We start from the raw sequence: 24,414 nt of genomic DNA, 5'->3' as shown, positions 1-24,414 counted from the left end.
ACGCTCCTCAGTCGAGGATGAAGCTCTCGAGGTAGGCGGGGTCGGCGCGGTCGAGCATCGACTGCGACCGGGCGCGGATCTGCCGGTCGCTGTGCTCGCTCGCCGGGAGCATCCAGAAGCGGTCGGCGCGGATGCCGTCGACGACGAGCTCGGCGACCTCCTCGACCGGGGTGAAGTCCACCGCGTGGCCGGCCTTCCTCATCGCGGCCTCGTACTGGTCGAGGCTGCGGTACGGGGTCTTGCGCGGCCGCTGCTTCGCGTACCGCTCGGGCCGGTTGCGGTGCGACTCCCACAGCCCCGTGCGCAGCATGTGCGGTCCGGGGAAGAGGACGGAGGCGCCGACCGGGGCGCGCTCGGCCTTGAGATGGGCGTAGAGCGATTCGGTCATGGTGACCACGGCCGCCTTGGTGACGGCGTAGACGGAGGCGGTGGGCAGCGGGGCGATGCCGCCGTCGCCGGAGGAGGTGTTGACCACGTGACCGGGGCCGCCGCCCGCGATCATGCGCGGGACGAAGGCCTGGATGCCGTGGAAGACGCCCCAGACGTTGACGGAGAAGGCCCATTTCCAGTCGTTGGGTTCGTGTTCCCACATCCGGCCCTCGGCACCGGAGCCCACGCCCGCGTTGTTGCAGAGCACGTGGACGGCGCCGAAGGCCTCGTACGCCGCGTCGGCGAGCGCGATGACGGATGCGCGGTCGCTGACGTCGACGGGCCGGGCGAGCACCCGTGCGCCGTCGGCTGCCAGCTCCTCGGCGGCCTTGCGCAGGGCCGCCTCCTCCACGTCGGCGAGGACGACCTTCAGCCCCTCGGCGGCGAAGCGGCGGGCCATCGCGAGCCCGATGCCGCTGGCGGCGCCGGTGACGACGGCCACCTGTCCGGTTTCGAGCCGCACGTCACACGCTCCCCTCGGGCGGACCGTCGAGGATCTGCAGGGGGTCGTCGTAGCGCTGGTGGATGTACGGGAGGAGGGCCCGGGCGCTGACGCGCTCGACGACACGGCCCTTCTGGTCCGTGGTCTTCTCCCCGATGGTGATCTCCACGATCCGGCGGACGGGGAGGTCGGCGACCGGGTCGAACATCGACTCGCGCAGGACCACGTCACCGGTGATGTGCTCCAGCTTGCGGACCTTCTCGTTGCGGGTGACGTGCACGAGCACCGGGTCGGTGTCGAGGCCCGAACCGTCGACCGCCGGAAGGAACTTGAAGTAGAAGTCCGTCTTGGCGGCCGGCTCGGGCAGCGGCAGCGCGCGGTCCACCGCCCCGCGCACCTCGACGAATGCGATCCCGTGCCGGGCCAGGGAGGCCCGTACGACGAGGCCCTCGCGCTCCACCTCCACCTCGCCCAGCTTCTTCGGCTCGCCGAAGACCTCGCGGCCCCCGATCAGGGCCCGCTCGTGGGTCATCGGCATGACCAGCGGGTACCAGCCCTCGACCCCGCCGTGCCGCGCCGCGACGGCCACCGAGCCGGCGCCGAGGGGGTAGCCCGGCAGGTCGACCTTGCTGATGTTGGCCCGTACGAGGGGCCGCTCGGCGGGCTTGAGCGGCGGCGGCAGGACCGCCGCCACCACGTCCGGGTCGCTCTCCCAGAGCGCCACCACTCCGGTGGACCAGATGTCGGGGAGCCGGGAACTCTTCTCGCGCGACGCCGTGATCTCGGCCTCGGTGCGCGCTCCGTACCGTACGCGTGCCATGTCTCGCGCCACCCTTCGGTAGGTTCTGTAACACAGTTACACCGCCACCGATGAAGGGTAAAGACCCCTGCAGCGACCAGAACTGACGATCCGACAGATTGGCGGGAGACGGCCATGGCCAGAACCACGCTCACCCGGGACGAGGTGCTGGCCGCCGCCGCCTCGCTGGTCAAGCAGCACGGCCCGGCCGCCCTGACCATGCGCAAGCTCGCCGCCGAGCTGGGCACGGCCGTGACGTCCATCTATTGGCACGTCGGCAACCGCGAATCGCTGCTCGACGCCCTCGTGGAGCGGACCGTGCAGGAGATGGGCGCGATACGGCCCGTCGGCCGCACCCCCGTCGAGCGGATCCTCTCCGTGGCCCGGACCCTGCGCCGGGAACTGCGCGAGCGGCCGCACCTGATCGCGATGGTCCACGAACGCGGCCTCACCGAGCGGATGTTCCTGCCCGCCCAGCAGGCCCTGGTCCACGAGGTGCACGCGGCCGGGCTGCGCGGGGCGCGGGCCGCCGACGCCGTGCGCGCGGTCCAGTTCCAGATCGTCGGGTACCTCCTGGTGGAGCGCAATCGCGAGCGCTCCCCCGTCCAGTCCCCGGCCGAGAGCGAGCTGTGGGACCCGCGCGCGGCTCCCGACGACCCCGAGCTCGCCCGCGCCCTCGCCCGCCCGGCCGACCCGGAACGGCTGTTCCTGCTCTCCGTCCGCGCCCTCGTCCACTCCCTGCTGACGGGCCCCCCTCCGGCCCCGCGGTGAATCGCCGACGCGGGAACCCAGCCCCCGGGGGAGCCGGCCGGCCGGGCTGCGCGATCCCGACCGCCGGCGGCGCCCGCTGACGGCTGCGGGCCCGAACGGCTCGTGGCGGCACCGGGGTGAGGGTCCGCCGGGCGCCGGGTGTCAGCGTGTGCCGATATCCTCTGTGACCATGCTCGACGACCGTACGACCGCAGAGACGACGTGGCCGACCGCGTACCCCGAGGGGTACGCGGTCGTCGACGTGGAGACGACCGGGCTCGCTCGCGACGACCGGATAATCTCCGCCGCCGTCTACCGGCTCGACGCTCAGGGCAATGTCGAGGACCACTGGTACACCCTGGTCAACCCGCAGCGCGATCCCGGCCCCGTCTGGATCCACGGGCTGACCAGCGACATGCTCCAGGACGCCCCGCTGTTCAAGGACATCGCCGAGGAGTTCGCCGGCCGGCTCGCGGACCGGGTGCTGGTCGCGCACAACGCCATGTTCGACTGGCAGATGATCGCGCGGGAGTACGCCCGGGCCGCCGGGACCGCGCCGGTCCGTCAGCGGCTGTGCACCATCGCCCTGTCGAAGGAGCTGAACCTCCCGCTGCCCAACCACAAGCTGGAGTCGCTCGCCGCGCACTTCGGCGTGGTCCAGCAGCGCGCCCACCACGCCCTCGACGACGCCCGCGTGCTCGCGGAGGCGTTCCGTCCGTCCCTGCACGCCGCCGCGCGGGACGGCGTACGGCTGCCGCTGCTGGAGTGCCGGCCGCTGACGGAGTGGTCGGACTCCCCCGTCACCCCGCGGATCGGCCGGCAGGCCTCGTACGGGAGCGGCAACAGCTGGCGGCCCTCGCGCAAGCGGCCGCCGTGCCCGCACCCGAACCCGGGGCGCTTCGAGGACGGCAAACCGCTCAAGCAGGGCATGCGGATCGCCTTCTCGGGTGACACCTCGGTGGACCGGGAGCTGCTGGAGGACCGGGCGGTCGAGGCCGGGCTGCACGTCGCGACGAGCGTGTCGCGGCTCACGAGCCTGCTCGTGACGAACGACCCCGACTCGGCCACCTCCAAGACGGTCAAGGCGAAGTCCTTCGGTACGCCGGTGGTCGACGAGGCGGCCTTCACCCACCTGCTGCGGGACGTGGCTGCGGCAGACGGGTGAGCCTCGGGCGACTCGCCCGCCGCCCGCTTTCCCGTCCCGCCGGTCCGGTCCCACCCTGTGGCGCATGGCACGTTGTGAGGTTTGCGGAAACGATTACGGCATGTCCTTCGAAGTGCACGCGCAAGGCAGCGTGCACGTCTTCGACTGCTTCTCCTGCGCCATCCACCGCATGGCGCCCATCTGCGAGCACTGCCGGGTGCAGATCATCGGGCAGGGCGTCGAGGTCGAGGGCCAGTGGTACTGCGGGGCGCACTGCGCCCGCGCGGAGGGGAAGGTGGGCATCGTCGACCGCGTGTGACCCGTGTGACCCTCCCCTCCCCCTCCTCCCCCACCCGTCCTCCCTCCCGACCCCGGACGGCCACCCGGCCGCCGGGGTCCCCGCGGCTGGGGGTACCGTCGTGGGCGTGTACCGCTTTGTGCTGACCCGGCAATGGGTGTGCCTCACCCTCATCGCCCTCGCCCTCATCCCCGCGATGATCAAGCTGGGGTTCTGGCAGTACCACCGCCATGAGCACCGGGTCGCGCAGAACCAGCTGATCGCGGGCAACCTGTCCGCGAAGCCCGTGCCGGTGACCGAGGTGACCTCCCCCGGCCACCAGGTCCCGCGGTCCGACTTCTGGCGCGCCGTCACCGCCACCGGTACCTACGACCCCGCGCACGAGGTCGTCGTACGGATGCGCACCGACAACGACGACAAGGTCGGCTTCCACGTCCTGACCCCGCTGGTGCTCGCCGACGGCCGGGTGGTCCTGGTCAACCGCGGCTGGGTGGCGGGCGGCGACGACCCGCGCGGGTACCCCCCGGTGCCGGCCGCGCCCTCGGGCGAGGTGACCGTCACCGGGCGGCTGAAGGCCGACGAGACGAGCGGCGGCAGCGGCATCAAGGACCGCAAGGGCCTGCCGGACCGCCAGGTGATGCTGATCAACAGCGCGCAGCAGGCGGAGTACCTGGGCAAGTCCGTCCTCGGCGGCTACATGGAGCTCACCGCTCCGGCCCCGGCGGGCGGCAGCCCCGAGCCGATCGCCGATCCCGACCACGACTCGATCGGCCCGCACATGGCCTACGCCGTGCAGTGGTGGCTGTTCGCCGCGGCGGTGCCGGTGGGCTGGCTGGTCCTCGTACGGCGCGAGAAGCGCGACCGGGCGGCGGCAGCCGCCGACGCCACCCCCGAGCGGGAGCCGCAGCCGACGGCGTAGCGTGTCGGGCATGGATCTTGGACTGAAAGACCGTGTCTACGTCGTCACCGGAGCCACCCGCGGCCTGGGCTTCGCCTCCGCCCGCGAACTCGCGGCGGACGGCGCGAAGGTGATCGTGACGGGCCGCGACGCGGCGCGCGCCGCCGAGGCTGCGGCCTCGCTGGGTCCCGACGCCGTGGGCATCGCCGCCGACAACGCCGACCCGCAGGCCGCGACCGCGCTCGTCGCCGCCGCGAAGGAACGCTTCGGCCGCCTCGACGGCATCCTCATCAGCGTGGGCGGCCCCATCCCCGGCCTCGCGTCGACCAACACCGACGAACAGTGGTCCGCGGCGTTCGAGTCGGTCTTCCTGGGCGCGGTGCGGCTCGCCCGCGCCGCGGCGGCCGAGCTGGGCGAGGGCGGGGTCATCGGCTTCGTCCTGTCGGGCTCGGTCCACGAGCCGATCCCGGGCCTGACCATCTCCAACGGCCTGCGGCCGGGGCTGGCCGGCTTCGCCAAATCCCTGTCGGTGGAGCTCGGACCGCGCGGCATCCGCGTGGTCGGGCTGCTCCCGGCCCGGATCGACACGGACCGGGTCCGCGAGCTCGACGCCCTGTCCGGCGACGCGGCGGCGGCCCGCGCGGCCAACGAGTCCGGCATCCCGCTGCGGCGCTACGGCACCCCGGAGGAGTTCGGCCGCTCGGCGGCCTTCCTGCTGTCGCCGGCGGCCTCGTACCTGACGGGCATCATGCTTCCGGTCGACGGCGGCTCCCGCCACGGGTTCTGACGCCCCGCCTCCCGGGCCGGCCGCGTCAGGTGACGCGCCGGGCCCGGTGGGAGGTGATCCGGAAGCGGGCCTCCGCGGCCAGTCCGGGCAGGCCCGACGACCGGCGGGCATGGTCGAGCACCGGCCCGGCCAGCCAGGCCAGGGCGTCGGCCGGTACCGCGTGCGGCTCCAGGTCCAGCCTCATCCGCAGCTTCGGGGTGCCGCGCCGGCGCCCGCGGCCCTGCCGGCCCCGCAGGTCGGCACGGCACCGGGCCACCCCGTCCAGCGCGCCCGCCTCCGCGGCCACCGCCTCCTCCAGCGCCCGCCCGCGCAGCACCGCGTACGCCTCGTCACCGGTGTCGACCATCAGCGCGGACAGCCGCGAGCGCCGCAGCTGCGCCAGCAGCCACCACAGTGCGAGCACCACGCACACCGCGAGTCCGGCCGCGACCGCCCACCACCAGCCGCCCTCGGCATGCCAGTACCGCTCGCGGGTGGCCGCCGACAGCAGCGGCTCGTGGCGGCCGCCGAGCGGCCGCAGCGCCGCCGCCAGCGCCGCACCGGCCGCCAGGAGCACGGCTCCGATGATCCCGAGCAGGACGCGGTTCACGGCTCCGAGCATCCCGTCACCTGTTCCCGGCGGAGGCCCGGGTGACCCGTACCCGCGGCTGCGGCGGGTGGGCGAGGCCCAGTTCGGCGATGCCGACGGTGAGGACCTCCTCCAGGTCGGCCCGTACCTCGGCCAGCTCGCGGAAGTGCGACTGCGCGCGGACCTTCACGCGCGAGCGCCGCACCGCGACCCGTGCCGACCGCACTCCCGACACCTCCATCGCCCGGTCCCGCAGGACCAGCGCGGCCGCCTTGCGTTCCAGGCCGGCCCGGACCCCGTCCTCCGGCTGCGGCGGTCGCATCGAGAGGATCCGGCGCAGCCCCGGCGTCAGCGCGAGGAACAGCAGAAGTGCCCCGGCCGCGGCGAGGACCCCGGCCGCGACGAGGACCCACGGGTCCGCGGGGGTCTTGTGGCCCAGCTGGTCGGCGAGTTCCCGGCGCCATTGCATGCCGGGGCGGCCGGCCCGTACGGCGATCAGGTCGTAGAGGAAGAGGCCCGCGACGCCGAGTACGGCCAGGGCCGTCAGCGCGGCGGGGATCCGCCGGGCCGACCGGAAACGGGGGATGTGGGCCGGGGCGGGGGCGTCGCCGGGGGCGGCGGCCGGGGCCCGGCCGGCGGGGGCGGGCGTCGTCACCGCAGCTTCCGGGTCCGCAGGGCGGCGGTACGGGTGTGCGCGGAGTGCAGGTGCTCGATGTCGATGTCGACTTCGGGTACGGACATGGCGGCGCACTCCTCGACGCGGCGGACCACTTGGCGGCGTACGGCCGCGCACTGGGCGGCGAGGTCGGAGGGGTAGTCGAGCTCCAGACTCACCCGTACGCGGGCGATGTCGTGGTGCACGGTGACGGTGGCGTGCGGGGCGCCCGGGGCGGCGCCGGCCCCCGCGGCTGCGGGCGGCCCCTGCGGCCGCGCGGCGAGCGCCTCCCGGGCGGCCTGGGCCGCGATCTTGGCGACGACCCGGTCGGCGATCATGGTGGCCCCCCGTTCGGCGGGGGGCACCGGCGGCGGGGTGGACCGTGGCGTGGTCATCGGCGCCTCACCTGTTGCGGTCGCGGGGGCGGAAGAAGTCGCCCGGCTCCAGGTCCCCGTCCAGGAACCGGCCGGCGATGAATCCGACGGCGCCGAGCGCCGCCACCAGCAGAAAGGCTCCGAACCCGCCGAAGTACCCGGCGAACGCGAGCGCCATGCCGGCGAAGAGGCCGACGACCGCCATCCTCATGGAGCCTCCTTCACTGGATCCGGGACTCCGGCTCCTCGTCGGGCTCGTCGGGCAGCTTGACGTCGCTGACCGCGATGTTGACTTCGACGACCTCCAGGCCCGTCATCCGCTCGACCTCCGAGATGACGTTCTCACGGACGGCCCGGGCCACGTCGCGGATCGACACGCCGTAGTCGACGACGATCTCCAGGTCGAGGGCCGTCTGCACCTCGCCGACCTCGGCCTTGACCCCGCGTGTGACCGAGGACTTGGCCCCGCCGGGGACGCGGTCGCGGACGGCGCCGAAGGTGCGGGAGAGGCCGCTGCCGCTGCCCATGGCGTGGACGCCGACCACCTCGCGGGCGGCGAGCCCGGCGATCTTCTCTACGACCCCGTCGGAGATGGTGGTGCGGCCGCGTTCGGCCGGCTCCCGGGAGGCGCCCCCGGATGTGGATTCGGTCATCGCGTGTCCCTTCGCGTGGATGGACTCACTCCGGTCCACGGTAAGCGCGCACGCGCGATGGCGCTCCGGGACTACGCCGGTCGGCGGGGAACGGCCCCCTGCCGCCGCGCGACCCCCTGACACGGAACGGGGGCCGGGGGCGCAGCTCCCGGCCCCCGTTCCGGAGCCCTCGCAGTCCCCGGTCAGTCCGAGAGGCCCGCCAAGTCGCGCAGGCGGCGGGCCTGGGCGGCGCGCTCCGCCGAGCGCTGGTCGTCGTACGGGCGGGATCCGGCCTCGCGGAGCAGCGCCTTCGTCTCGATCACGGCGTCGCGCGGCGGGGCCAGCAGCGCCGTCGTGAGGTCCTGCACGGCCGCGTCCAGCTCGTCGGCGGGCACGACGAGGTTGGCCAGCCCGATCCGCTCCGCCTCCTCGGCATGCACGAAGCGGCCCGTCGCGCAGATCTCCAGCGCGCGGGCATAACCGACCAGCGTGGTCAGCGGCTGCGTCCCGGCGAGGTCGGGCACGAGGCCCAGGCTGGTCTCGCGCATGGCGAACTGCACGTCGTCCGCGACCACGCGCAGGTCACACCCCAGCGCGAGCTGGAAGCCGGCGCCGATCGCATGGCCCTGCACGGCGGCGATGGAGACGATGTCGTTGCGCCGCCACCAGGTGAACGCCTCCTGGTACTCGGCGATGGTGGAGTCGAGCAGCTCGTCCGAGCCGCGCGCCAGATCGAGGAAGGACGGCTCACCCTCGAAACCCTCGGGAGTGAACGCCTGCCGGTCGAGCCCGGCGGAGAAGGATTTGCCCTCACCGCGCAGCACCACGACCCGGACGGTGCCCGGCAACGACCTTCCGGCCTCCGCCAACGCCCGCCAGAGCGCGGGGGACTGGGCGTTTCGCTTGGCCGGATTGGTCAGTGTCACCGTCGCGACCGAGTCGTCCACGGTGAGCCGTACGCCGTCCTTGTCGAGCAGAGCCATCGGTGTGCCTCCGGTGTGCAGTCGGCCGCAATCCCGGCCTAAGTGACTGCACAGTAACCACCCGGACGGCCGGAGGGCCGACCGGGGGTCACCGAAGGAACTACGGTGCGGGCGGGCGAGCGTGATCCACCCCGGCTCCGGGCCTGACGGCCTGGAGGGGGGTCGGTCAGGCCGTAGCCGCCTTCTTGCCGCGCGTCGCGCCACCGCGACCACGCAGAATGACTCCGGACTCACTGAGCATCCGGTGGACGAACCCGTAAGACCGGCCGGTTTCCTCGGCCAGCGCGCGGATACTCGCACCGGAGTCGTACTTCTTCTTCAGGTCTGCCGCGAGCTTGTCGCGCGCGGCGCCGGTTACCCGGCTGCCCTTCTTCAGAGTCTCGGCCACCCGTGCCTCCTCATGGGAAGTGCGCTCTGGACTTCTCATGATCACCCCTCCCCGGCTTCCTGGCCACCCATTCAGCAAGGTCGGTACGACGACATTTGCCGAGACGTGGACACATCAGCAGAACGGAATCTCCCCTTCCGCTGCATGATGTCCGTCACACTTCTCCACCCGAACCGGGAATCTCCAGGTCAGGGGCGGGACGGCGAAGAACTGCGGCCCCGGACGCGTACCCGGACGGGCACGGCCGGGGCCGTCGTACAGAGCGCAGGGGTACGAGACCGTCTCACTCAGATGATGGATCACGTCTGAGCCGAATGATCCATAAGGAACTGGATCACCGGCTCCGGGAGGATCAGGCGAGCGCGACGAGGTCCCGGTAGTCCGGGCCCCAGAGGTCCTCGACACCGTCCGGGAGCAGGATGATCCGCTCCGGCTCCAGGGCCTCGACCGCGCCCTCGTCGTGCGTGACGAGGATGACCGCGCCCTTGTACGTGCGCAGCGCGCCCAGGATCTCCTCGCGGCTGGCCGGGTCCAGGTTGTTCGTGGGCTCGTCGAGGAGCAGCACGTTCGCGGAGGAGACGACCAGCGTGGCCAGGGCGAGACGGGTCTTCTCGCCGCCGGAAAGCACCCCGGCCGGCTTGTCGACGTCGTCGCCGGAGAACAGGAAGGAGCCGAGCGTCTTGCGGACGGCGACCAGGTCCAGGTCGGGCGCGGAGGAGCGCATGTTCTCCAGGACCGAGCGCTCCGGGTCCAGAGTCTCGTGCTCCTGGGCGTAGTAGCCCAGCTTGAGGCCGTGGCCGGGGACGACCGTGCCGGTGTCCGGCTTCTCGGTGCCCGCGAGGAGGCGCAGCAGCGTGGTCTTGCCGGCGCCGTTGAGGCCGAGGATGACGACGCGGGAGCCCTTGTCGATGGCCAGGTCGACGTCGGTGAAGATCTCCAGGGAGCCGTAGGACTTCGACAGCCCCTCGGCGGTCAGCGGGGTCTTGCCGCAGGGCGCGGGGTCCGGGAAGCGCAGCTTGGCGACCTTGTCGGAGACGCGCACGGCGTCCAGGCCGGCGAGCAGGCGGTCGGCGCGCTTGGCCATGTTCTGGGCGGCCACGGTCTTCGTCGCCTTGGCGCGCATCTTGTCGGCCTGCGAGTTCAGGGCCGCGGCCTTCTTCTCCGCGTTCTGGCGCTCGCGCTTGCGGCGCTTCTCGTCGGCCTCGCGCTGCTGCTGGTAGAGCTTCCAGCCCATGTTGTAGATGTCGATGACCGAGCGGTTGGCGTCCAGGTAGAAGACCTTGTTCACCACGGTCTCGACCAGGTCGACGTCGTGGGAGATCACGACGAAGCCGCCGCGGTAGTTCTTCAGGTAGTCGCGCAGCCAGACGATCGAGTCGGCGTCGAGGTGGTTCGTGGGCTCGTCGAGGAGCAGCGTGTCGGCGTCCGAGAAGAGGATCCGGGCGAGCTCGACGCGGCGGCGCTGACCACCGGAGAGGGTGTGCAGCGGCTGGCCGAGGACCCGGTCCGGCAGGCTGAGGGCGGCGGAGATGGTCGCGGCCTCGGACTCGGCGGCGTACCCGCCCTTCGTGAGGAACTCGGTCTCCTGGCGCTCGTACTGCTTGAGCGCCTTCTCGCGCGTGGCACCGGAGCCGGTGGCGATGCGCTCCTCGTTCATGCGCATCTTCTTGAGCAGGACGTCGAGGCCGCGGGCGGAGAGGATCCGGTCGCGGGCCAGGATGTCGAGGTCGCCGGTGCGCGGGTCCTGCGGGAGGTAGCCGACCTCGCCCGAGCGCGTGATGGAGCCGGCCGCGGGCTGGCCCTCGCCGGCGAGGCACTTGGTGAGCGTGGTCTTCCCGGCTCCGTTGCGGCCGACGAGGCCGATGCGGTCGCCCTTGGCGATGCGGAAGGAAGCGGACTCGATGAGGATGCGGGCGCCGGCGCGCAGCTCGACGCCGGTGGCGGTGATCACGGAAATACTCCAGGGCGGGGGGACGGCGGAAGGGGGGCAGGACGCGATGCTTCGACGCCGCTAATCCGCGAGGAGATTTGCCATGGGACTCATTCTACCGGGGGTGCGCAACCGGTTTTCGGGGCGTCCGGCCCTTGACACGTCCCCCGTTCGGCTTACGGACGGCCCCGGTGGGGCAGGCGGCGTATCAGGATGGAGCGGGTGATACTCGCCGCAGGGGCGGCCACGCGGAATCGAGGCGGTGCGGGATGCAGTTCGACGACGACGCCAATCTGGACACGTCCGAGGTCCAGGACGTGCGCGGCAGCCGCGTCCCGGGCGGGCGGGCGACGATCGGCGGCGGGATCGCGGGCCTCATCGCGCTGGTCCTCGGGCTGCTCTTCGGCGTGGGACCGGACCAGCTGGGTCTGTCCTCGGGGAGCCCGGAGTCGGCGGCGACCTCCTCCTCGGTCAGTGAGGTGCAGCAGAGCTGCAGGACCGGGCGGGACGCGAACGCCCGCGAGGACTGCCGGCTGGTCGCGGTCGTCAACAGCACCCAGGACTACTGGAAGAGCGAGTTCACCCGGCGCGGCGGCCGCTACAGCCCGGCGTCGACGGTCTTCTTCCAGGACCGCGTGAACACCGCCTGCGGCGCCGCCACCAAGGCGGTCGGCCCCTTCTACTGCCCCGCCGACCGGCAGGTCTACCTGGACCTGGGCTTCTTCGAGGACCTGCGGACGAAGTTCGGCGCGAGCGGCGGCCCCTTCGCCCAGGCCTACGTCGTCGCCCACGAGTACGGGCATCACATCCAGAACCTGACCGGAACCCTGGAGAAGGCCCAGGACGGGCAGCAGGGCGCGAACAGCAACTCGGTGAAGGTCGAGCTCCAGGCCGACTGCTACGCCGGGGTGTGGGCGCACAACGCGACGCGGACCCCGGACCGGGCCACCGGCCGCCCGTTGCTCACCAGCCTCACCGACCAGGACATCAGGGACGGCCTGGACGCGGCGGCCGCGGTCGGCGACGACCGGATCCAGGAGAAGTTCCAGGGCCGGGTGACTCCGGAGGCCTGGACGCACGGCTCGGCGCAGCAGCGTCAGCAGTGGTTCTACCAGGGGTACCGCACGGGCGACATGGCCCAGTGCAACACCTTCCGCTGACTGTCGGCGACGCCTGCCATGCTGTGACGCAGGTCACCGTCACGAGAGGGAGTGGTCGTCATGGCAGGCGTTCCGTCCATCTGTCCCACGCTGCGGTATCGCGACGCGAAGGCGGCCATCAAGCTGCTGACCGGGGCCTTCGGCTTCAGCCAGGTCGCGGTGTACGAGGGTGAGGACGGCTCGGTGATGCACGCGGAGCTGTCGTACGGCAACGGCCTGGTGATGCTCGGCAGCAAACGCACCGGCACCGTCTTCGACAAGGCGATGGGGGACGGCGGGCCCGTGGGGGTCTACGTGGTGGTCGACGATGTCGACGCGCACCACCGGCGGGCCGCGGAGCACGGCGTGGAGATCCTGATGGAGCCCACCGACCAGGACTACGGGTCCCGCGACTACATGGCCCGCGACGCCGAGGGCAACATCTGGAGCTTCGGGACGTACGCGCCGCAGGTCTGAGGCGCGCCGCAGGTCCGGGACCCGCGGCGCGTTCCCGTCCTTCCGTACGCCTTCCCCCCGCTCCGGGCGCGTCCGGCGCCCGCGCGCGGGCGCCTCGGGTGCTACGCGCCGCCGGTGTGGACCCGGAAGGCGGCCCGGCGGACCGCCTTGGCCAGGGCCGGATCCGGGTGGGCGGCCGCCAGGGCGACCAGGACCTGGACGGTGCGCGGGTGGCCGACCGCGCGGACCTCGTCGAGCAGGCGCGGGACGGTGGTCCGGACGGCCGAGTCGAGGTGGCGCGCCAGCAGATCGGCCTCGCCGTGGTCGGCGATGGCCGCGGCGGTGTCCACCCAGAGCCAGGTGCTCTCCTCGGCGGTGAGCACGTCCTGTGCCTCGTCGGGATCGATCCCGTCGTGCTCGGCGAGCCAGAGCAGGGCGTAGGGCCGCAGGGCCGGATCGCGTACGGCGGCGCGCACTTCGGGTTCGGCCGGGGCGCCGACCACGCGCAGGGCCTCGAAGGCGAGCCCGCGCAGCAGGGCGTCCTCACCGCGGGCGGCGTGCAGCAGTTCGCTGACGGCGTGGCCGACGGGCCGGGCGGCGAGCCAGGCCTGGTACTCGGCGCGGGCGGGTCCGGGCCTGAGCCGGGCGCAGCCGTGCAGCATGGCGGCGGCGGACTGCTCGATGTTGCCCGCGGGGCTCTGCGCGGCCACGCAGATCTGTTCGAGCTTGACCCAGACGGCCCAGCTGCCGAGCGGGGTGAGGGCGGCCTGTGCCGGTCCGAGGGTGACGGCGTCGACGGCGGCGAGCCCGCCGAGCGCCCAGCGCAGCAGCCGGGCGAGCGGGACGGGTGCCGCGTGGCCGTTCGCCTCGGGGGAGGGGTCCGGTTCGGCCGCCGCCCCGTCGCCGGGCGCCGCCTCGCGCGCGGGGGTGTCGTAGGGGATCTCGCAGCGCTCGCCGCGCAGTTCGGTGACCCGCTGCCCGAGCAGGTCCAGCAGGTCCGGGACGGTGACGGGACCGGCGGACAGCTGGAGCAGGGACAGCAGTTGGGGCATCGCCTCGACCACCTCGGCGACGACCGCGGGGGCGATGTCGGCGGGGGCCGGGTGGACGAGCGACCAGGCGTCGAACAGGGCCACCCAGCCGCGCAGTACGGCGGTGTCGTCGCGGTCCCAGGCGCGCAGCCGCCAGCCCGGCCGGGCCTGGTCGCCGTGGACCTCGACCAGTCCCGCGAGGCGGGCGCGGTCCCAGCCGACCTGGATCTGGCCGTGGGTCAGGTTCAGTTCGCCGGAGGCGCGTTCGACGTCCGGGGCGGGCAGCGCTCCCGCCGGGGCGGGCCTGCCCCCCTCGCCGGCACCGAGGTTGAGCTCGGCCCAGCGGGCGAGCCGTACCGCGTCGGCCAGCGAGGCCCGGGCCCGGTTCGCGAGATCGGCCGTGGCCGGGGTGCCGGCCGGGGGCCTCGAAGCGGTACGGGCGCGTCGGTCGGTCACCGCCTTGCGGGCCGCGGCGACCGAACGCGGGGAGACGAGTCGGAGTCTGGAGTCGCGAGCCAACTGCTCATCAGGCTTTCGGGACGTCACGGAAGCAGTCTCGCCCGTCACCGGCCGAAAGCCCAAACGGAACCAGCCACTATCGTCGACCGTCAGGGGTACATACCGGGATACTCCGCCCTCCCTGTCCCGTCCGGCACACGGCCTTCACATGAGAGGGGTCAGGAAGCGCCTCAGGGCTTCCTCGTATCCGGCCGGATCCGCGTTCCACATCGCCCCGTGCGGGGCTTCGCGGACGGTCCGCAGCGTGACCAGGTCGGGGCGGGCCTGCGCGAGCCGTCGCGAGGGCTCCCAGGGGGCGAGCGTGTCGTCCGGTCCGTGGTGGATCAGGACGGGGACGCGCAGCGCCGCGGGGTCCGCGCCGGCGGCAGGGCGGTCGCCCCGCAGTCCCGCGCGGCCCTCGGCGGCCCGGACCGCGAAGGGGACCAGCGCCGCGGGGGTGCGGCGGGCCGCGACGAGCGCGCGCAGGGTCGCGTGCCAGTCCAGCACCGGCGAGTCGAGCACGAGCCCGCAGATGCGGTCGGCGAGCGCCGAGCGCGCGGCGGCGTGCAGGGCCATGGCGGCCCCGGTGGACCAGCCGTGCAGGACGACCCTGCGGGCTCCGTAGCGCACGGCGTAGCGGATCGCGGCGTCCACGTCCCGCCATTCGGATTCACCGAGGTGGCCGAGACCGTCCGGTGACGCGGGGGCTCCGAGGTCCCCGCGATAGGCGAGGTCGAGGACGGGCATCCGCTGGCGGTGCAGGAAGGGCATGACCACCATCGGGTGCTCCCGGCCGGCGCCGAGTCCGTGCACGGTGATCACCCAGGTGTCGCGGGCGGCGGGCACGAACCAGGCGGGCAGTCCGCCGAGCTCGCCCGGGACGTCCACGTCGGCGTGTTCCAGCCCGAGGGCGGTGCGCGGGTTCCCCGCGTGGACCTGCGGGGTGAGGGTGACGCGGGTGCCGGGCTCGAGGCTGCCGTGGGTGACGGCGAGGAGCCGGCGCACGACGGCGTCCGGGCCGGGGTCGAGCCCGTCGAGCACGGAACCGACCACGGCGTGCACCCCGGGGGCGCTGAGCCCGTACGTGCCGGGGCGCAGGGAGGCCAGCGAGCGGGTCAGCGTGATCCGCCCGGGGCCGGTGGAGTGGACGGCGAGCCGGGGGTCGCCGGGCAGCGGGCGGCCGGGGTCGTGCCGCAGGGCGGCGTCGGCCGCGTACCGGCCGGCGGCGATCGCGGCGGCGCCGGCCCCGACGAGAGTGGTCGCGACGGCCGCGGCGGTCGCTGTGGCGGAAGGCACGGCTCCAGTGTCGAGGCGGGAGCGCCGCCGGGCCACTGGAGCGGAATGCTCCGGTTACGGCCGGGCGGGGACGGGCAGGGAGGGGGCGGCGCTCCGGCGGGCCCGCCTGCGGAAGTGATCTGCGTCTCCCGCGGAGCCCCCGCGGGGCGGGCCGAAGGGGCCGGAGACGCCGGTGGACTCTCCCGGTTACCCGGGGTTGACGTGCATCAATCGCCGTATCAGCGGCAAAATGCGGATGAAGGTCTCGATGGCACGACGGGCCAGTACACCGCTCCGCCCGAGTCAGTTCACCTTCCGTTCATCCAGGTTGCCTACGGTCGCCGAGCCACTGACGTCAAACAGAAGCCTGGGTAAATGGAGCACATAACGCTTCTCCTCGGGATCGTGATCATCACCGCTCTCGTGTTCGACTTCACGAACGGTTTCCACGACACGGCCAACGCGATGGCCACCACCATCTCGACCGGCGCCCTCAAGCCCAAGACGGCGGTGGCCATGTCCGCCGTGCTCAACCTCGTCGGAGCGTTCATGTCCGTGGAGGTCGCCAAGACGATCTCCAAGGGCCTGGTCAACGAAGAGGGAATCCAGCCGGAAGTGATCTTCGCGGCCCTGGTCGGCGCGATCCTCTGGAACCTCGTCACCTGGCTGGTCGGACTCCCCTCCAGCTCCTCGCACGCCCTGATGGGCGGCCTGGTCGGCGCGGCCGTCGCCTCCGCCGGCCTCGGCGCCGTCAACGGCGGCACGCTCGTCACCAAGGTGCTGCTCCCCGCGGTCGCCGCGCCGATCGTGGCCGGTGCGGCCGCGATGCTGGCCGCCAAGGTCACGTACAAGCTGGGCGGGAACGTCGGCAAGAAGACCTCCGCCAAGGGCTACAAGGCCGGTCAGATCGCCTCGGCCGGTCTCGTCTCGCTCGCGCACGGCACCAACGACGCGCAGAAGACGATGGGCATCATCACCCTGGCCCTGGTCGCCGGCGGCGCGCTCGCCCCCGGCTCCAACCCGCCGGTCTGGGTCATCGTCTCCGCCGGCATGGCGATCGCGATGGGCACCTACCTGGGCGGCTGGCGCATCATCCGCACCCTGGGCACCGGCCTGACCGACCTCCAGCCGCAGCAGGGCTTCGCCGCCCAGACCTCGGCCGCGAGCGTCATCCTGGCCTCCTCCACCCTCGGCTTCTCCCTCTCCACCACCCACGCGTGCTCCGGCGCCGTCATGGGCGCGGGACTGGGCCGCAAGGGGGGCGTGGTCCGCTGGTCCACCGCCACCCGCATGTTCATCGCCTGGGGCCTGACCCTGCCGGCCGCGGCCGTCGTCGCCTCGGGCGCCGAGCTGGTCATGCGCACCGGTGACGTCGGTGTCGCCGCCGTCGCGCTCTTCCTGATCGCCTCCTGCGTCGCCATCTGGCTCATCTCGCGCCGCCAGGTCGTCGACCACAGCAACGTCAACGACGTGCAGGCGGCCGAGGAGCCGGGTGTCGTCACCACGGCCATGGCCGCCGTCACCGTCCCGCCGACGGTGGCCGCCGAGGCCGCTGCCGAGGCCGTCGCCGGTACGACCGCCGCGGTCACGGACGAGGCCCTGAAGGCCACCATCCCGGCGGCCGCCCCGACCGCACCGGCGGCTCCCGCCGCCGCGGTCTGACCCCGAGAACGACAGAGGAATCCGCAGTATGAAGATCGACTGGGCAGCACTCGGCTCCGTCTTCGGGGTCAGCCTCTCCGCCACCGTCGCCCTCGTGGCCCTGTTCACCCTGGGTCTGGTGGGCCTCTCCAAGCACGAGACCGCCACCGAGCAGGGCGGCACCGCCACCCTCGCCCGCAGCGGTGCGTACGCCTGTTTCGCGCTCGTCACGGCGGCCGTGGGGTACGGGATCTACCTGATCGTCAGCTGACCTGGTCCGATGCCCCGGTCCGACCGATCGGGGCACGGCGTGCCAAAGCTCCCTCCGGGTTCCCCGGGGGGAGCTTTCGTACGCCCGCGAGCCGGGTCCGCGGACTGCCCCGCCGCAGGTCAACGGCGAGTTGACGGGCCTTCGCGGTGCGTGGTGGACTGCCCGAGCCAATACGGCGGCATGGAGAGGAAGTCCGGTGTGAATCCGGCGCGGTCCCGCCACTGTCACCGGGGAGCACGCGGCACGTGCGCCCCGGGAGCCAGGAACTCCCACCGCCGGACACGTCGAACCAGGGCGCGGACCCTGAGTGAGGACATAGCTGCACCATGCGTGCCGACCGCGTTTTCGCGTACGGCGCCACGGCGGGCCTGATCGGCGACCGGATCTTCGGTGATCCGCGCCGAGGGCACCCCGTGGCCGCCTTCGGACGAGCCGCCGCCGCCGTCGAACGCGCCCTGTGGCGCGACGACCGCGCCCGGGGCGCTCTGCACACCCTCGTATGCGCCGGGGGCGCGGTCGCCGTCGGCGCGCTGGGCGCCCGCGCCGTGCGCTCCCGGCCCGCGGCCGCCCAGGTGGCCCTGACCGCCGTGGCCACCTGGGCCGTCGTCGGCGGCACCTCACTGGGCCGCGAGGCCCGCGCCATCGGCGGCGCGCTCGCCGCCGGGGACGCCGAGGTGGCCCGCGAGCGGCTGCCGCACCTGTGCGGGCGGGATCCGCAGGCCCTGGACGAACAGCAGATGGCCCGCGCCGTCGTCGAGTCGGTCGCCGAGAACACCTCCGACGCGGTGGTCGGGGCCCTGGTGTGGGGCGCCGCCGCCGGCGTCCCCGGGCTGCTGGCGTTCCGCGCCGTGAACACGCTGGACGCGATGGTCGGCCACAAGTCCCCGCGCCACCTGCGCTACGGCTGGGCCTCGGCCCGGCTCGACGACCTCGTGGGCTGGCCGGGAGCGCGGCTGACCGCCCTGGCCGCCGCTGCGGCCGGCCCCGACCGCCGGGGAGCCGTACGGGCCTGGCGCGCGGACGCCGCCGCACACCCGAGCCCGAACGCCGGGCCCGTGGAGGCCGCGTTCGCCGGGGCGCTCGGGGTACGGCTGGGCGGGACCCTCGCGTACGGCGGGCGCATCGAGCACCGGGCCGTGCTGAACGGCGAGACGGGGCGGCCGGTGGAGGTCGCGGACATCGAACGCGCGGTGCGGCTGTCGCGTCGGGTGACGTGGCTGGCGCTGGGGGCGTGCGTGGCACTGCGCTGTGCGGTGTCGTACGGCATACGGAAGGGACGCGGATGAGCGGCGCGAAGCTCGGCGGGGGACTTCTCGTCGCCGGGACCACATCGGACGCGGGCAAGAGCGTGGTCACGGCGGGCATCTGCCGCTGGCTGGCCCGCCAGGGCGTGAAGGTGGCGCCGTTCAAGGCGCAGAACATGTCGCTGAACTCCTTCGTGACGCGCGAGGGCGCCGAGATCGGGCGCGCGCAGGCGATGCAGGCCCAGGCGGCCCGCGTGGAGCCGACGGCACTGATGAACCCGGTGCTGCTCAAGCCCGGCAGCGACCGCAGCAGCCAGGTGGTGCTGCTGGGCAAGCCGGTGGGCGAGATGAGCGCGCGCGGCTACCACGGCGGGCGCCAGGAGCAGCTCCTCGGGATCGTCACGGACTGCCTGGAGCAGCTGCGGGGCACGTATGACGCCGTGATCTGCGAGGGGGCGGGCAGTCCGGCCGAGATCAACCTGCGCCGGACCGACATCGTGAACATGGGCATCGCGCGGGCCGCGCGGTTCCCGGTGGTCGTGGTCGGGGACATCGACCGGGGCGGGGTCTTCGCCTCGTTCTTCGGGACGACGGCCCTGCTGTCGCCGCAGGACCAGTCGCTGATCGCCGGCTACATGGTCAACAAGTTCCGCGGCGACGTGTCGCTGCTGGAGCCGGGGATGGAGATGCTGCGCGGCCTGACCGGGCGTGCGACGTACGGGGTGCTCCCGTTCCGGCACGGGCTGGGCATCGACGAGGAGGACGGGCTGCGGGTTTCGCTGCGGGGCGCGGTGCGCGAATCGGTCGTGGCCCCGCCGGTCGGCGAGGACGTGCTGCGGGTCGCGGTGTGCGCGGTCCCTCTGATGTCGAACTTCACGGACGTCGACGCGCTGGCGGCGGAGCCGGGCGTGGTGGTGCGGTTCGTGGACCGGGCCGAGGAACTGGCCGACGCGGACCTGGTGGTGGTGCCGGGCACGCGCGGCACGGTGAAGGCCCTGGAGTGGCTGCGCGAGCGCGGCCTCGCGGACGCACTGCTGCGGCGGGCCGCCGAGGGCAGGCCGGTGCTCGGGATCTGCGGCGGCTTCCAGGTGCTCGGCGAGCACATCGAGGACGAGGTCGAGTCGCGGGCCGGTTCGGTGGACGGGCTGGGCCTGCTGCCGGTGCGGATCCGCTTCGAGCGGGAGAAGACCCTGGAGCGGCCCTCCGGGACGGCGCTCGGCGAGGCGGTCGACGGGTACGAGATCCACCACGGGGTGGCCGAGGTCCTGGGCGGGGAGCCGTTCCTCGACGGCTGCCGGGTGGGTTCCGTGTGGGGCACGCACTGGCACGGCTCGCTGGAGTCGGACGGCTTCCGGCGGGCGTTCCTGCGCGAGGTGGCCGCGGCCGCGGGCCGCCGCTTCGTCCCCTCCCCGGACACCTCGTTCTCCTCCTTGCGGGAGGAGCAGCTGGACCTGCTCGGCGACCTGATCGAGGAACACGCCGACACGCGTGCGCTGCTGCGGCTGATCGAATCGGGCGCCCCCGCGGACCTCCCGTTCCTCCCCCCGGGCGCCCCGTGACGGCCCGGGATCCGGGGGCGGGCTTGCCCGCCCCGTACGACCACACCCGCCCGCGTACCCGTACGCGTACGCGCACCAGGAAAGGCATCGCATGAGCACGCCCTACCCGTTCACCGCAGTGGTCGGCCAGAGCGACCTGCGCCTCGCGCTCCTGCTCAACGCCGTGAGCCCGGCGGTCGGCGGCGTGCTCGTGCGCGGCGAGAAGGGGACCGCCAAGTCCACCGCCGTCCGCGCGCTGTCCGCGCTGCTGCCCCAGGTCGACGTCGTCCCCGGCTGCCGGTTCTCCTGCGCCCCGGCCGCCCCCGACCCCGGCTGCCCCGACGGCCCCCACGAGGGCGGCTCCGGCACCGCCCGGCCCGCGCGCATGGTGGAGCTGCCCGTGGGCGCCTCCGAGGACCGCCTCGTCGGCGCCCTCGACATCGAACGGGCCCTCGCAGAAGGCGTGAAGGCCTTCGAGCCCGGCCTGCTCGCCGACGCGCACCGCGGGATCCTCTACGTGGACGAGGTCAACCTCCTCCACGACCACCTCATCGACCTCCTCCTCGACGCCGCCGCGATGGGCGCCTCGTACGTCGAGCGCGAGGGCGTCTCCGTGCGTCACGCCGCCCGCTTCCTGCTCGTCGGCACGATGAACCCCGAGGAGGGCGAGCTCCGCCCCCAGCTCCTGGACCGCTTCGGACTCACCGTGGAGGTGGCCGCCTCCCGCGAGCCCGCCCAGCGCGTCGAGGTGGTGCGCCGGCGGCTCGCGTACGAGGACGACCCGGCCGCCTTCGCCGGCCGCTGGGCCGGTGACGAGCAGGAGGTCCGCGCTCGCGTCGTGGCCGCCCGCGCCCTGCTCCCCCAGGTCCGCCTCGGGGACACCTGCCTGCTCCAGATCGCCGCGACCTGCGCCGGGTTCGAGGTCGACGGCATGCGCGCCGACATCGTGATGGCCCGGACCGCGACCGCGCTGGCCGCCTGGGCCGGGCGGACCGACGTGCGCAAGGAGGACGTGCGCCGGGCCGCGCTGCTGGCGCTCCCCCACCGGCGGCGCCGCAACCCCTTCGACGCCCCGGGCCTCGACGAGGACAAGCTCGACGAGATCCTGGACGGGTTCCCCGACGAGGAGCCCGAGAACGAGCCCGACCCGGAGCCCGAGGGCCCGGACGACGGCGGTCCGCAGGACGGCGGCCCGGACGGCGGAGGCGGCGGGATCCCCCCGCAGGGCGGACCCGAGGCGCCCGAAGCCCCCGAGGCCCCGGCCCCGGACGCCGCCCCGGAGAACGCCCCCGAGGCCGGCCCCGAGTCCCCCGACTCCCCCGCCCCCCAGCCAGCCTCCCAGGACGGCGCCGGGCGCGAGCAGGCCGCCGTACGGGCCGCCGAGCCGTTCCGGACGAAGATGCTCAGCGTCCCGGGGCTCGGCGAGGGCGCGTCCGGGCGACGTTCGCGGGCCCGCACCGCGCACGGCCGCACCACCGGCGCCCAGCGCCCCCGCGGCCAGCTGACGAAGCTGCACCTCGCCGCGACCGTCCACGCCGCCGCCCCGCACCAGAAGGCGCGCGGGCGCACCGGGCGCGGGCTCGTCGTCCGCAAGGACGACCTGCGCCAGGCCACCCGGGAGGGCCGCGAGGGCAACCTGGTCCTGTTCGTGGTCGACGCCTCCGGTTCGATGGCGGCGCGCCAGCGCATGGGCGCCGTCAAGGGTGCGGTGCTCTCGCTGCTGCTGGACGCCTACCAGCGCCGGGACAAGGTCGGTCTGATCACCTTCCGCGGCTCCGCCGCCGAGCTGGCGCTGCCGCCCACCTCCTCGGTCGACGCGGCCGCGACCCGGCTCGAACAGCTGCCGACGGGCGGGCGCACCCCGCTCGCCGCGGGCCTGCTCAAGGCCCACGAGGTACTGCGGATCGAGCGGCTGCGCGATCCCAGCCGCCGCCCGCTGCTCGTGGTCGTCACCGACGGGCGGGCCACGTCGGCGGGTTCGACCGGTTCGACCGGATCCGCCGGTGCCGCCGGCGGGGACCCGCGCGCGCTCGCGGGCCGCAGCGCCCGGCTGCTCCAGGCCGAGGGCGTCGCCTCGGTGGTCGTGGACTGCGAGTCGGGACCGGTCCGGCTGGGGCTGGCCGGGGTACTGGCCGCCGACCTCGGCGGGCCCGCCGTCACGCTCGACGGGCTGCGGGCCGACTCGCTGGCCGGGCTCGTGAAGAACGTACGTACCGCATCCGACACCCACAGGAGGGCCGCGTAATGCCGCAGGGACAGCCGACCGTCGTTCCGGACGACGGACTCACGACGCGCCAGCGCCGCAACCGCCCGCTCGTCTTCGTCCACACCGGCCCGGGCAAGGGCAAGTCGACGGCGGCCTTCGGGCTGGCGCTGCGCGCCTGGAACCAGGGCTGGCCGATCGGGGTGTTCCAGTTCGTCAAGTCGGCGAAGTGGAAGGTCGGCGAGGAGAACGCGCTCAAGGTGCTCGGGGCGTCGGGCGAGGGCGGCTCCGTTGTCTGGCACAAGATGGGCGAGGGCTGGTCCTGGGTCCAGCGCGACGCGCAGCTCGACAACGAGCAGGCGGCCAAGGAAGGCTGGGAGCAGGTCAAGCGCGATCTGGCCGCCGAGACGCACAAGCTGTACGTGCTGGACGAGTTCGCGTACCCGATGCACTGGGGCTGGATCGACGTCGACGAGGTCATCGAGGTGCTGCGCGGGCGGCCGGGCGCCCAGCACGTGGTGATCACGGGGCGCAACGCGCCGCGGAAGCTGGTGGAGTTCGCGGACCTGGTCACGGAGATGACCAAGGTCAAGCACCCGATGGACGCCGGCCAGAAGGGCCAGAAGGGCATCGAGTGGTGACCTCGTTCCGCATACCCCGGCTGGTGATCGCCGCGCCGTCCTCCGGCAGCGGCAAGACCACCGTCGCCACGGGCCTGATGGCGGCCTTCACGGAGCGCGGCCTCGCCGTGTCCCCGCACAAGGCCGGGCCCGACTACATCGACCCCGGCTACCACGCCCTGGCCACGGGGCGGCCGGGGCGCAACCTGGACGCGTTCATGTGCGGGCCGGACTTGGTCGCCCCGCTGTTCGCGCACGGGGCCGCGGGCTGCGACCTCGCGCTCGTCGAGGGCGTGATGGGGCTGTACGACGGCGCCGCGGGCCGGGGTGAGCTGGCGTCGACGGCGCAGGTGGCGAAGCTGCTCCGGGCGCCGGTGGTGCTGGTGGTCGACGCCTCGTCGCAGTCGCGGTCGGTGGCGGCGCTGGTGCACGGCTTCGCGTCGTTCGACCCGCAGGTGCGGCTGGGGGGCGTGATCTTGAACAAGGTCGGGTCCGACCGGCACGAGGCGATGCTGCGGGAGGCGCTGGAGGAGGCCGGGATGCCGGTGCTCGGCGTCCTGCGGCGGGCCCCGCAGGTGGCCGCGCCCTCGCGGCACCTGGGGCTGGTACCGGTGGCGGAGCGGCGGTCGGACGCCGTGTCCTCCGTCTCCGCCCTCGCGGACCAGGTACGGGCGGGCTGCGATCTGGAGGCCCTGATGGCCCTGGCGCGGACCGCCCCGGCGCTGGAGTGCGAGCCGTGGTCGCCGCAGGGGGCGCTGGTCCCCCGCGACGGCCACGACGGGCCGCAGGCGCTCGACGCCCCGGGCGCCGGCCCGCGGCCCGTCATCGCCGTCGCGGGCGGTCCCGCGTTCACGTTCTCCTACGCCGAGCACGCCGAGCTGCTCAGCGCCGCCGGGGCGGAGGTCGTCACCTTCGACCCGCTCCGGGACGAGGCCCTGCCCGACACGACCACCGGTCTGGTGATCGGCGGCGGGTTCCCCGAGGTGTACGCGCCCGAGCTCGCCGCCAACGCGCCGCTGCGCGAGGCCGTCGCGGCCTTCGCCGCGGCCGGCGGGCCCGTCGCCGCCGAGTGCGCGGGGCTGCTGTACCTCGCCCGCTCCCTGGACGGCAAGCCCATGTGCGGGGTCCTCGACGCCGACGCACGCATGTCGGAGCGCCTGACCCTCGGCTACCGCGAGGCCGTCGCGGTGTCGGACAGCGCCCTCGCCGTCGCCGGCACCCGCCTGCGCGGCCACGAGTTCCACCGCACGGTGATCGAGCCGGGCGCCGGTTCCGCGCCCGCGTGGGGGTTCACGCACCCCGAACGCCGGGTCGAGGGCTTCGTACGGCAGGGCGTGCACGCCAGCTACCTGCACACGCACTGGGCGGCGGAGCCCTCCGTGGCCCTGCGGTTCGCGCGGTCGGCGGCGCGGGCCCGGTGA

Annotated in this window: 26 protein-coding genes and 1 riboswitch; of the genes, 14 read left to right on the top strand and 12 right to left on the bottom strand. The window is 73.8% G+C overall.

The window, feature by feature from the left end:
• Positions 1–7: 7 nt before the first annotated feature.
• Both ACS04_RS13160 and ACS04_RS13155 read right to left on the bottom strand, forming a co-directional pair.
• Positions 8–892, bottom strand: a complete 885-nt coding sequence (locus ACS04_RS13160) for an SDR family NAD(P)-dependent oxidoreductase (RefSeq protein WP_048476744.1) — start codon at positions 890–892, stop codon at positions 8–10.
• 1 nt (position 893) lies between these two features.
• The gene (locus ACS04_RS13155) at positions 894–1,691 is read right to left on the bottom strand and encodes an acetoacetate decarboxylase family protein (RefSeq protein WP_048476743.1); all 798 of its coding nucleotides are present in this window, start codon (positions 1,689–1,691) and stop codon (positions 894–896) included.
• A gap of 114 nt (positions 1,692–1,805) precedes the next feature.
• On the opposite strand from ACS04_RS13155, the gene ACS04_RS13150 reads away from it, so the two are divergent.
• From ACS04_RS13150 to ACS04_RS13130, 5 genes are all read left to right on the top strand, one after another.
• The gene (locus ACS04_RS13150) at positions 1,806–2,441 is read left to right on the top strand and encodes a TetR/AcrR family transcriptional regulator (RefSeq protein ID WP_048476742.1); all 636 of its coding nucleotides are present in this window, start codon (positions 1,806–1,808) and stop codon (positions 2,439–2,441) included.
• Between the two features lie 163 nt (positions 2,442–2,604).
• On the top strand, positions 2,605–3,585 hold the full coding sequence (locus ACS04_RS13145) for a DEDDh family exonuclease (RefSeq protein WP_048476741.1): 981 nt from the start codon (positions 2,605–2,607) through the stop codon (positions 3,583–3,585).
• 64 nt (positions 3,586–3,649) lie between these two features.
• Positions 3,650–3,883 (top strand): hypothetical protein, encoded by a 234-nt coding sequence (locus ACS04_RS13140; RefSeq protein WP_078622409.1) that lies wholly within the window; start codon positions 3,650–3,652, stop codon positions 3,881–3,883.
• A 106-nt stretch (positions 3,884–3,989) separates the two neighbouring features.
• The gene (locus ACS04_RS13135) at positions 3,990–4,781 is read left to right on the top strand and encodes an SURF1 family cytochrome oxidase biogenesis protein (RefSeq protein ID WP_048476784.1); all 792 of its coding nucleotides are present in this window, start codon (positions 3,990–3,992) and stop codon (positions 4,779–4,781) included.
• Between the two features lie 10 nt (positions 4,782–4,791).
• A complete protein-coding gene (locus tag ACS04_RS13130; RefSeq protein WP_048476783.1) occupies positions 4,792–5,547 on the top strand; it encodes an SDR family oxidoreductase in 756 nt (251 codons plus the stop codon).
• A gap of 25 nt (positions 5,548–5,572) precedes the next feature.
• Here ACS04_RS13130 and ACS04_RS13125 read toward each other — a convergent pair whose 3' ends face one another.
• The 8 genes from ACS04_RS13125 to ACS04_RS13090 form a co-directional block, all read right to left on the bottom strand.
• Positions 5,573–6,148, bottom strand: coding sequence for a hypothetical protein (locus ACS04_RS13125; RefSeq protein ID WP_048476740.1), 576 nt, complete (start codon positions 6,146–6,148; stop codon positions 5,573–5,575).
• Between the two features lie 4 nt (positions 6,149–6,152).
• Complete coding sequence (locus ACS04_RS13120; RefSeq protein ID WP_048476739.1) at positions 6,153–6,770, bottom strand: DUF6286 domain-containing protein; 618 nt, start codon at positions 6,768–6,770, stop codon at positions 6,153–6,155.
• Positions 6,767–7,165 carry a hypothetical protein gene (locus ACS04_RS13115; protein WP_048476738.1) on the bottom strand — a complete coding sequence of 133 codons (399 nt, stop codon included), beginning with the start codon at positions 7,163–7,165 and terminating at the stop codon, positions 6,767–6,769. The genes ACS04_RS13120 and ACS04_RS13115 overlap by 4 nt, the downstream gene beginning before the upstream one ends.
• 7 nt (positions 7,166–7,172) lie before the next feature.
• Complete coding sequence (locus ACS04_RS13110; RefSeq protein ID WP_048476737.1) at positions 7,173–7,355, bottom strand: hypothetical protein; 183 nt, start codon at positions 7,353–7,355, stop codon at positions 7,173–7,175.
• A 10-nt stretch (positions 7,356–7,365) separates the two neighbouring features.
• Positions 7,366–7,797 (bottom strand): Asp23/Gls24 family envelope stress response protein, encoded by a 432-nt coding sequence (locus ACS04_RS13105; RefSeq protein ID WP_107438596.1) that lies wholly within the window; start codon positions 7,795–7,797, stop codon positions 7,366–7,368.
• 182 nt (positions 7,798–7,979) lie between these two features.
• Positions 7,980–8,759 (bottom strand): enoyl-CoA hydratase/isomerase family protein, encoded by a 780-nt coding sequence (locus ACS04_RS13100; protein ID WP_048476735.1) that lies wholly within the window; start codon positions 8,757–8,759, stop codon positions 7,980–7,982.
• A gap of 166 nt (positions 8,760–8,925) precedes the next feature.
• Positions 8,926–9,147, bottom strand: a complete 222-nt coding sequence (locus ACS04_RS13095) for a helix-turn-helix domain-containing protein (protein WP_048476734.1) — start codon at positions 9,145–9,147, stop codon at positions 8,926–8,928.
• A 352-nt stretch (positions 9,148–9,499) separates the two neighbouring features.
• Positions 9,500–11,098, bottom strand: coding sequence for an ABC-F family ATP-binding cassette domain-containing protein (locus ACS04_RS13090; protein WP_048476733.1), 1,599 nt, complete (start codon positions 11,096–11,098; stop codon positions 9,500–9,502).
• A 248-nt stretch (positions 11,099–11,346) separates the two neighbouring features.
• On the opposite strand from ACS04_RS13090, the gene ypfJ reads away from it, so the two are divergent.
• Entirely contained in the window at positions 11,347–12,237 is an 891-nt protein-coding gene (gene ypfJ, locus ACS04_RS13085; RefSeq protein ID WP_048476732.1) for a KPN_02809 family neutral zinc metallopeptidase, read from the top strand.
• 60 nt (positions 12,238–12,297) lie between these two features.
• A complete protein-coding gene (locus tag ACS04_RS13080) occupies positions 12,298–12,693 on the top strand; it encodes a VOC family protein (RefSeq protein WP_048476782.1) in 396 nt (131 codons plus the stop codon).
• A gap of 101 nt (positions 12,694–12,794) precedes the next feature.
• Here the strand turns inward: ACS04_RS13080 and ACS04_RS13075 are convergent, their stop codons facing one another.
• Both ACS04_RS13075 and ACS04_RS13070 read right to left on the bottom strand, forming a co-directional pair.
• Positions 12,795–14,249, bottom strand: coding sequence for a hypothetical protein (locus tag ACS04_RS13075; protein ID WP_078864720.1), 1,455 nt, complete (start codon positions 14,247–14,249; stop codon positions 12,795–12,797).
• 117 nt (positions 14,250–14,366) lie between these two features.
• A complete protein-coding gene (locus ACS04_RS13070) occupies positions 14,367–15,497 on the bottom strand; it encodes an alpha/beta hydrolase family protein (RefSeq protein WP_048476731.1) in 1,131 nt (376 codons plus the stop codon).
• A gap of 354 nt (positions 15,498–15,851) precedes the next feature.
• Here ACS04_RS13070 and ACS04_RS13065 point away from each other — a divergent pair, with 354 nt between their 5' ends.
• The 7 genes from ACS04_RS13065 to ACS04_RS13035 all read left to right on the top strand — a co-directional run bounded on the left by ACS04_RS13065 (position 15,852) and on the right by ACS04_RS13035 (position 24,414).
• Entirely contained in the window at positions 15,852–17,138 is a 1,287-nt protein-coding gene (locus ACS04_RS13065) for an inorganic phosphate transporter (protein WP_048476730.1), read from the top strand.
• A gap of 28 nt (positions 17,139–17,166) precedes the next feature.
• The gene (locus tag ACS04_RS13060) at positions 17,167–17,388 is read left to right on the top strand and encodes a hypothetical protein (RefSeq protein WP_048476729.1); all 222 of its coding nucleotides are present in this window, start codon (positions 17,167–17,169) and stop codon (positions 17,386–17,388) included.
• 137 nt (positions 17,389–17,525) lie between these two features.
• A riboswitch (cobalamin riboswitch) is annotated at positions 17,526–17,676 on the top strand.
• 38 nt (positions 17,677–17,714) lie between these two features.
• Positions 17,715–18,674, top strand: a complete 960-nt coding sequence (locus tag ACS04_RS13055) for a cobalamin biosynthesis protein (protein WP_048476728.1) — start codon at positions 17,715–17,717, stop codon at positions 18,672–18,674.
• On the top strand, positions 18,671–20,191 hold the full coding sequence (locus tag ACS04_RS13050) for a cobyric acid synthase (protein WP_048476727.1): 1,521 nt from the start codon (positions 18,671–18,673) through the stop codon (positions 20,189–20,191). Before ACS04_RS13055 ends, ACS04_RS13050 begins: the two co-directional genes overlap by 4 nt.
• Before the next feature lie 91 nt (positions 20,192–20,282).
• The gene (locus ACS04_RS13045; protein WP_048476726.1) at positions 20,283–22,415 is read left to right on the top strand and encodes a putative cobaltochelatase; all 2,133 of its coding nucleotides are present in this window, start codon (positions 20,283–20,285) and stop codon (positions 22,413–22,415) included.
• Positions 22,415–23,014, top strand: a complete 600-nt coding sequence (gene cobO / locus ACS04_RS13040) for a cob(I)yrinic acid a,c-diamide adenosyltransferase (protein WP_048476725.1) — start codon at positions 22,415–22,417, stop codon at positions 23,012–23,014. The genes ACS04_RS13045 and cobO overlap by 1 nt, the downstream gene beginning before the upstream one ends.
• Complete coding sequence (locus tag ACS04_RS13035) at positions 23,008–24,414, top strand: cobyrinic acid a,c-diamide synthase CobB (protein WP_078864719.1); 1,407 nt, start codon at positions 23,008–23,010, stop codon at positions 24,412–24,414. Before cobO ends, ACS04_RS13035 begins: the two co-directional genes overlap by 7 nt.

Source organism: Streptomyces roseus (genome assembly GCF_001044425.1).
Classification (GTDB): Bacteria; Actinomycetota; Actinomycetes; order Streptomycetales; family Streptomycetaceae; genus Streptomyces; species Streptomyces roseus.
This window is presented reverse-complemented; position numbering and strand designations above follow the sequence as displayed.

Excerpts from the sequence above, each read along its gene's own strand:
- ACS04_RS13155 (WP_048476743.1), bottom strand. The coding sequence starts at position 1,691 with ATGGCACGCGTACGGTACGGAGCGCGCACCGAGGCCGAGATCACGGCG.
- ACS04_RS13150 (WP_048476742.1), top strand. The coding sequence starts at position 1,806 with ATGGCCAGAACCACGCTCACCCGGGACGAGGTGCTGGCCGCCGCCGCC.
- ACS04_RS13140 (WP_078622409.1), top strand. The coding sequence starts at position 3,650 with ATGGCACGTTGTGAGGTTTGCGGAAACGATTACGGCATGTCCTTCGAA.
- ACS04_RS13130 (WP_048476783.1), top strand. The coding sequence starts at position 4,792 with ATGGATCTTGGACTGAAAGACCGTGTCTACGTCGTCACCGGAGCCACC.
- ACS04_RS13125 (WP_048476740.1), bottom strand. The coding sequence starts at position 6,148 with ATGCTCGGAGCCGTGAACCGCGTCCTGCTCGGGATCATCGGAGCCGTG.
- ACS04_RS13115 (WP_048476738.1), bottom strand. The coding sequence starts at position 7,165 with ATGACCACGCCACGGTCCACCCCGCCGCCGGTGCCCCCCGCCGAACGG.
- ACS04_RS13110 (WP_048476737.1), bottom strand. The coding sequence starts at position 7,355 with ATGAGGATGGCGGTCGTCGGCCTCTTCGCCGGCATGGCGCTCGCGTTC.
- ACS04_RS13105 (WP_107438596.1), bottom strand. The coding sequence starts at position 7,797 with ATGACCGAATCCACATCCGGGGGCGCCTCCCGGGAGCCGGCCGAACGC.
- ACS04_RS13100 (WP_048476735.1), bottom strand. The coding sequence starts at position 8,759 with ATGGCTCTGCTCGACAAGGACGGCGTACGGCTCACCGTGGACGACTCG.
- ypfJ (WP_048476732.1), top strand. The coding sequence starts at position 11,347 with ATGCAGTTCGACGACGACGCCAATCTGGACACGTCCGAGGTCCAGGAC.
- ACS04_RS13080 (WP_048476782.1), top strand. The coding sequence starts at position 12,298 with ATGGCAGGCGTTCCGTCCATCTGTCCCACGCTGCGGTATCGCGACGCG.
- ACS04_RS13065 (WP_048476730.1), top strand. The coding sequence starts at position 15,852 with ATGGAGCACATAACGCTTCTCCTCGGGATCGTGATCATCACCGCTCTC.
- ACS04_RS13060 (WP_048476729.1), top strand. The coding sequence starts at position 17,167 with ATGAAGATCGACTGGGCAGCACTCGGCTCCGTCTTCGGGGTCAGCCTC.
- ACS04_RS13055 (WP_048476728.1), top strand. The coding sequence starts at position 17,715 with ATGCGTGCCGACCGCGTTTTCGCGTACGGCGCCACGGCGGGCCTGATC.
- ACS04_RS13050 (WP_048476727.1), top strand. The coding sequence starts at position 18,671 with ATGAGCGGCGCGAAGCTCGGCGGGGGACTTCTCGTCGCCGGGACCACA.
- ACS04_RS13045 (WP_048476726.1), top strand. The coding sequence starts at position 20,283 with ATGAGCACGCCCTACCCGTTCACCGCAGTGGTCGGCCAGAGCGACCTG.
- cobO (WP_048476725.1), top strand. The coding sequence starts at position 22,415 with ATGCCGCAGGGACAGCCGACCGTCGTTCCGGACGACGGACTCACGACG.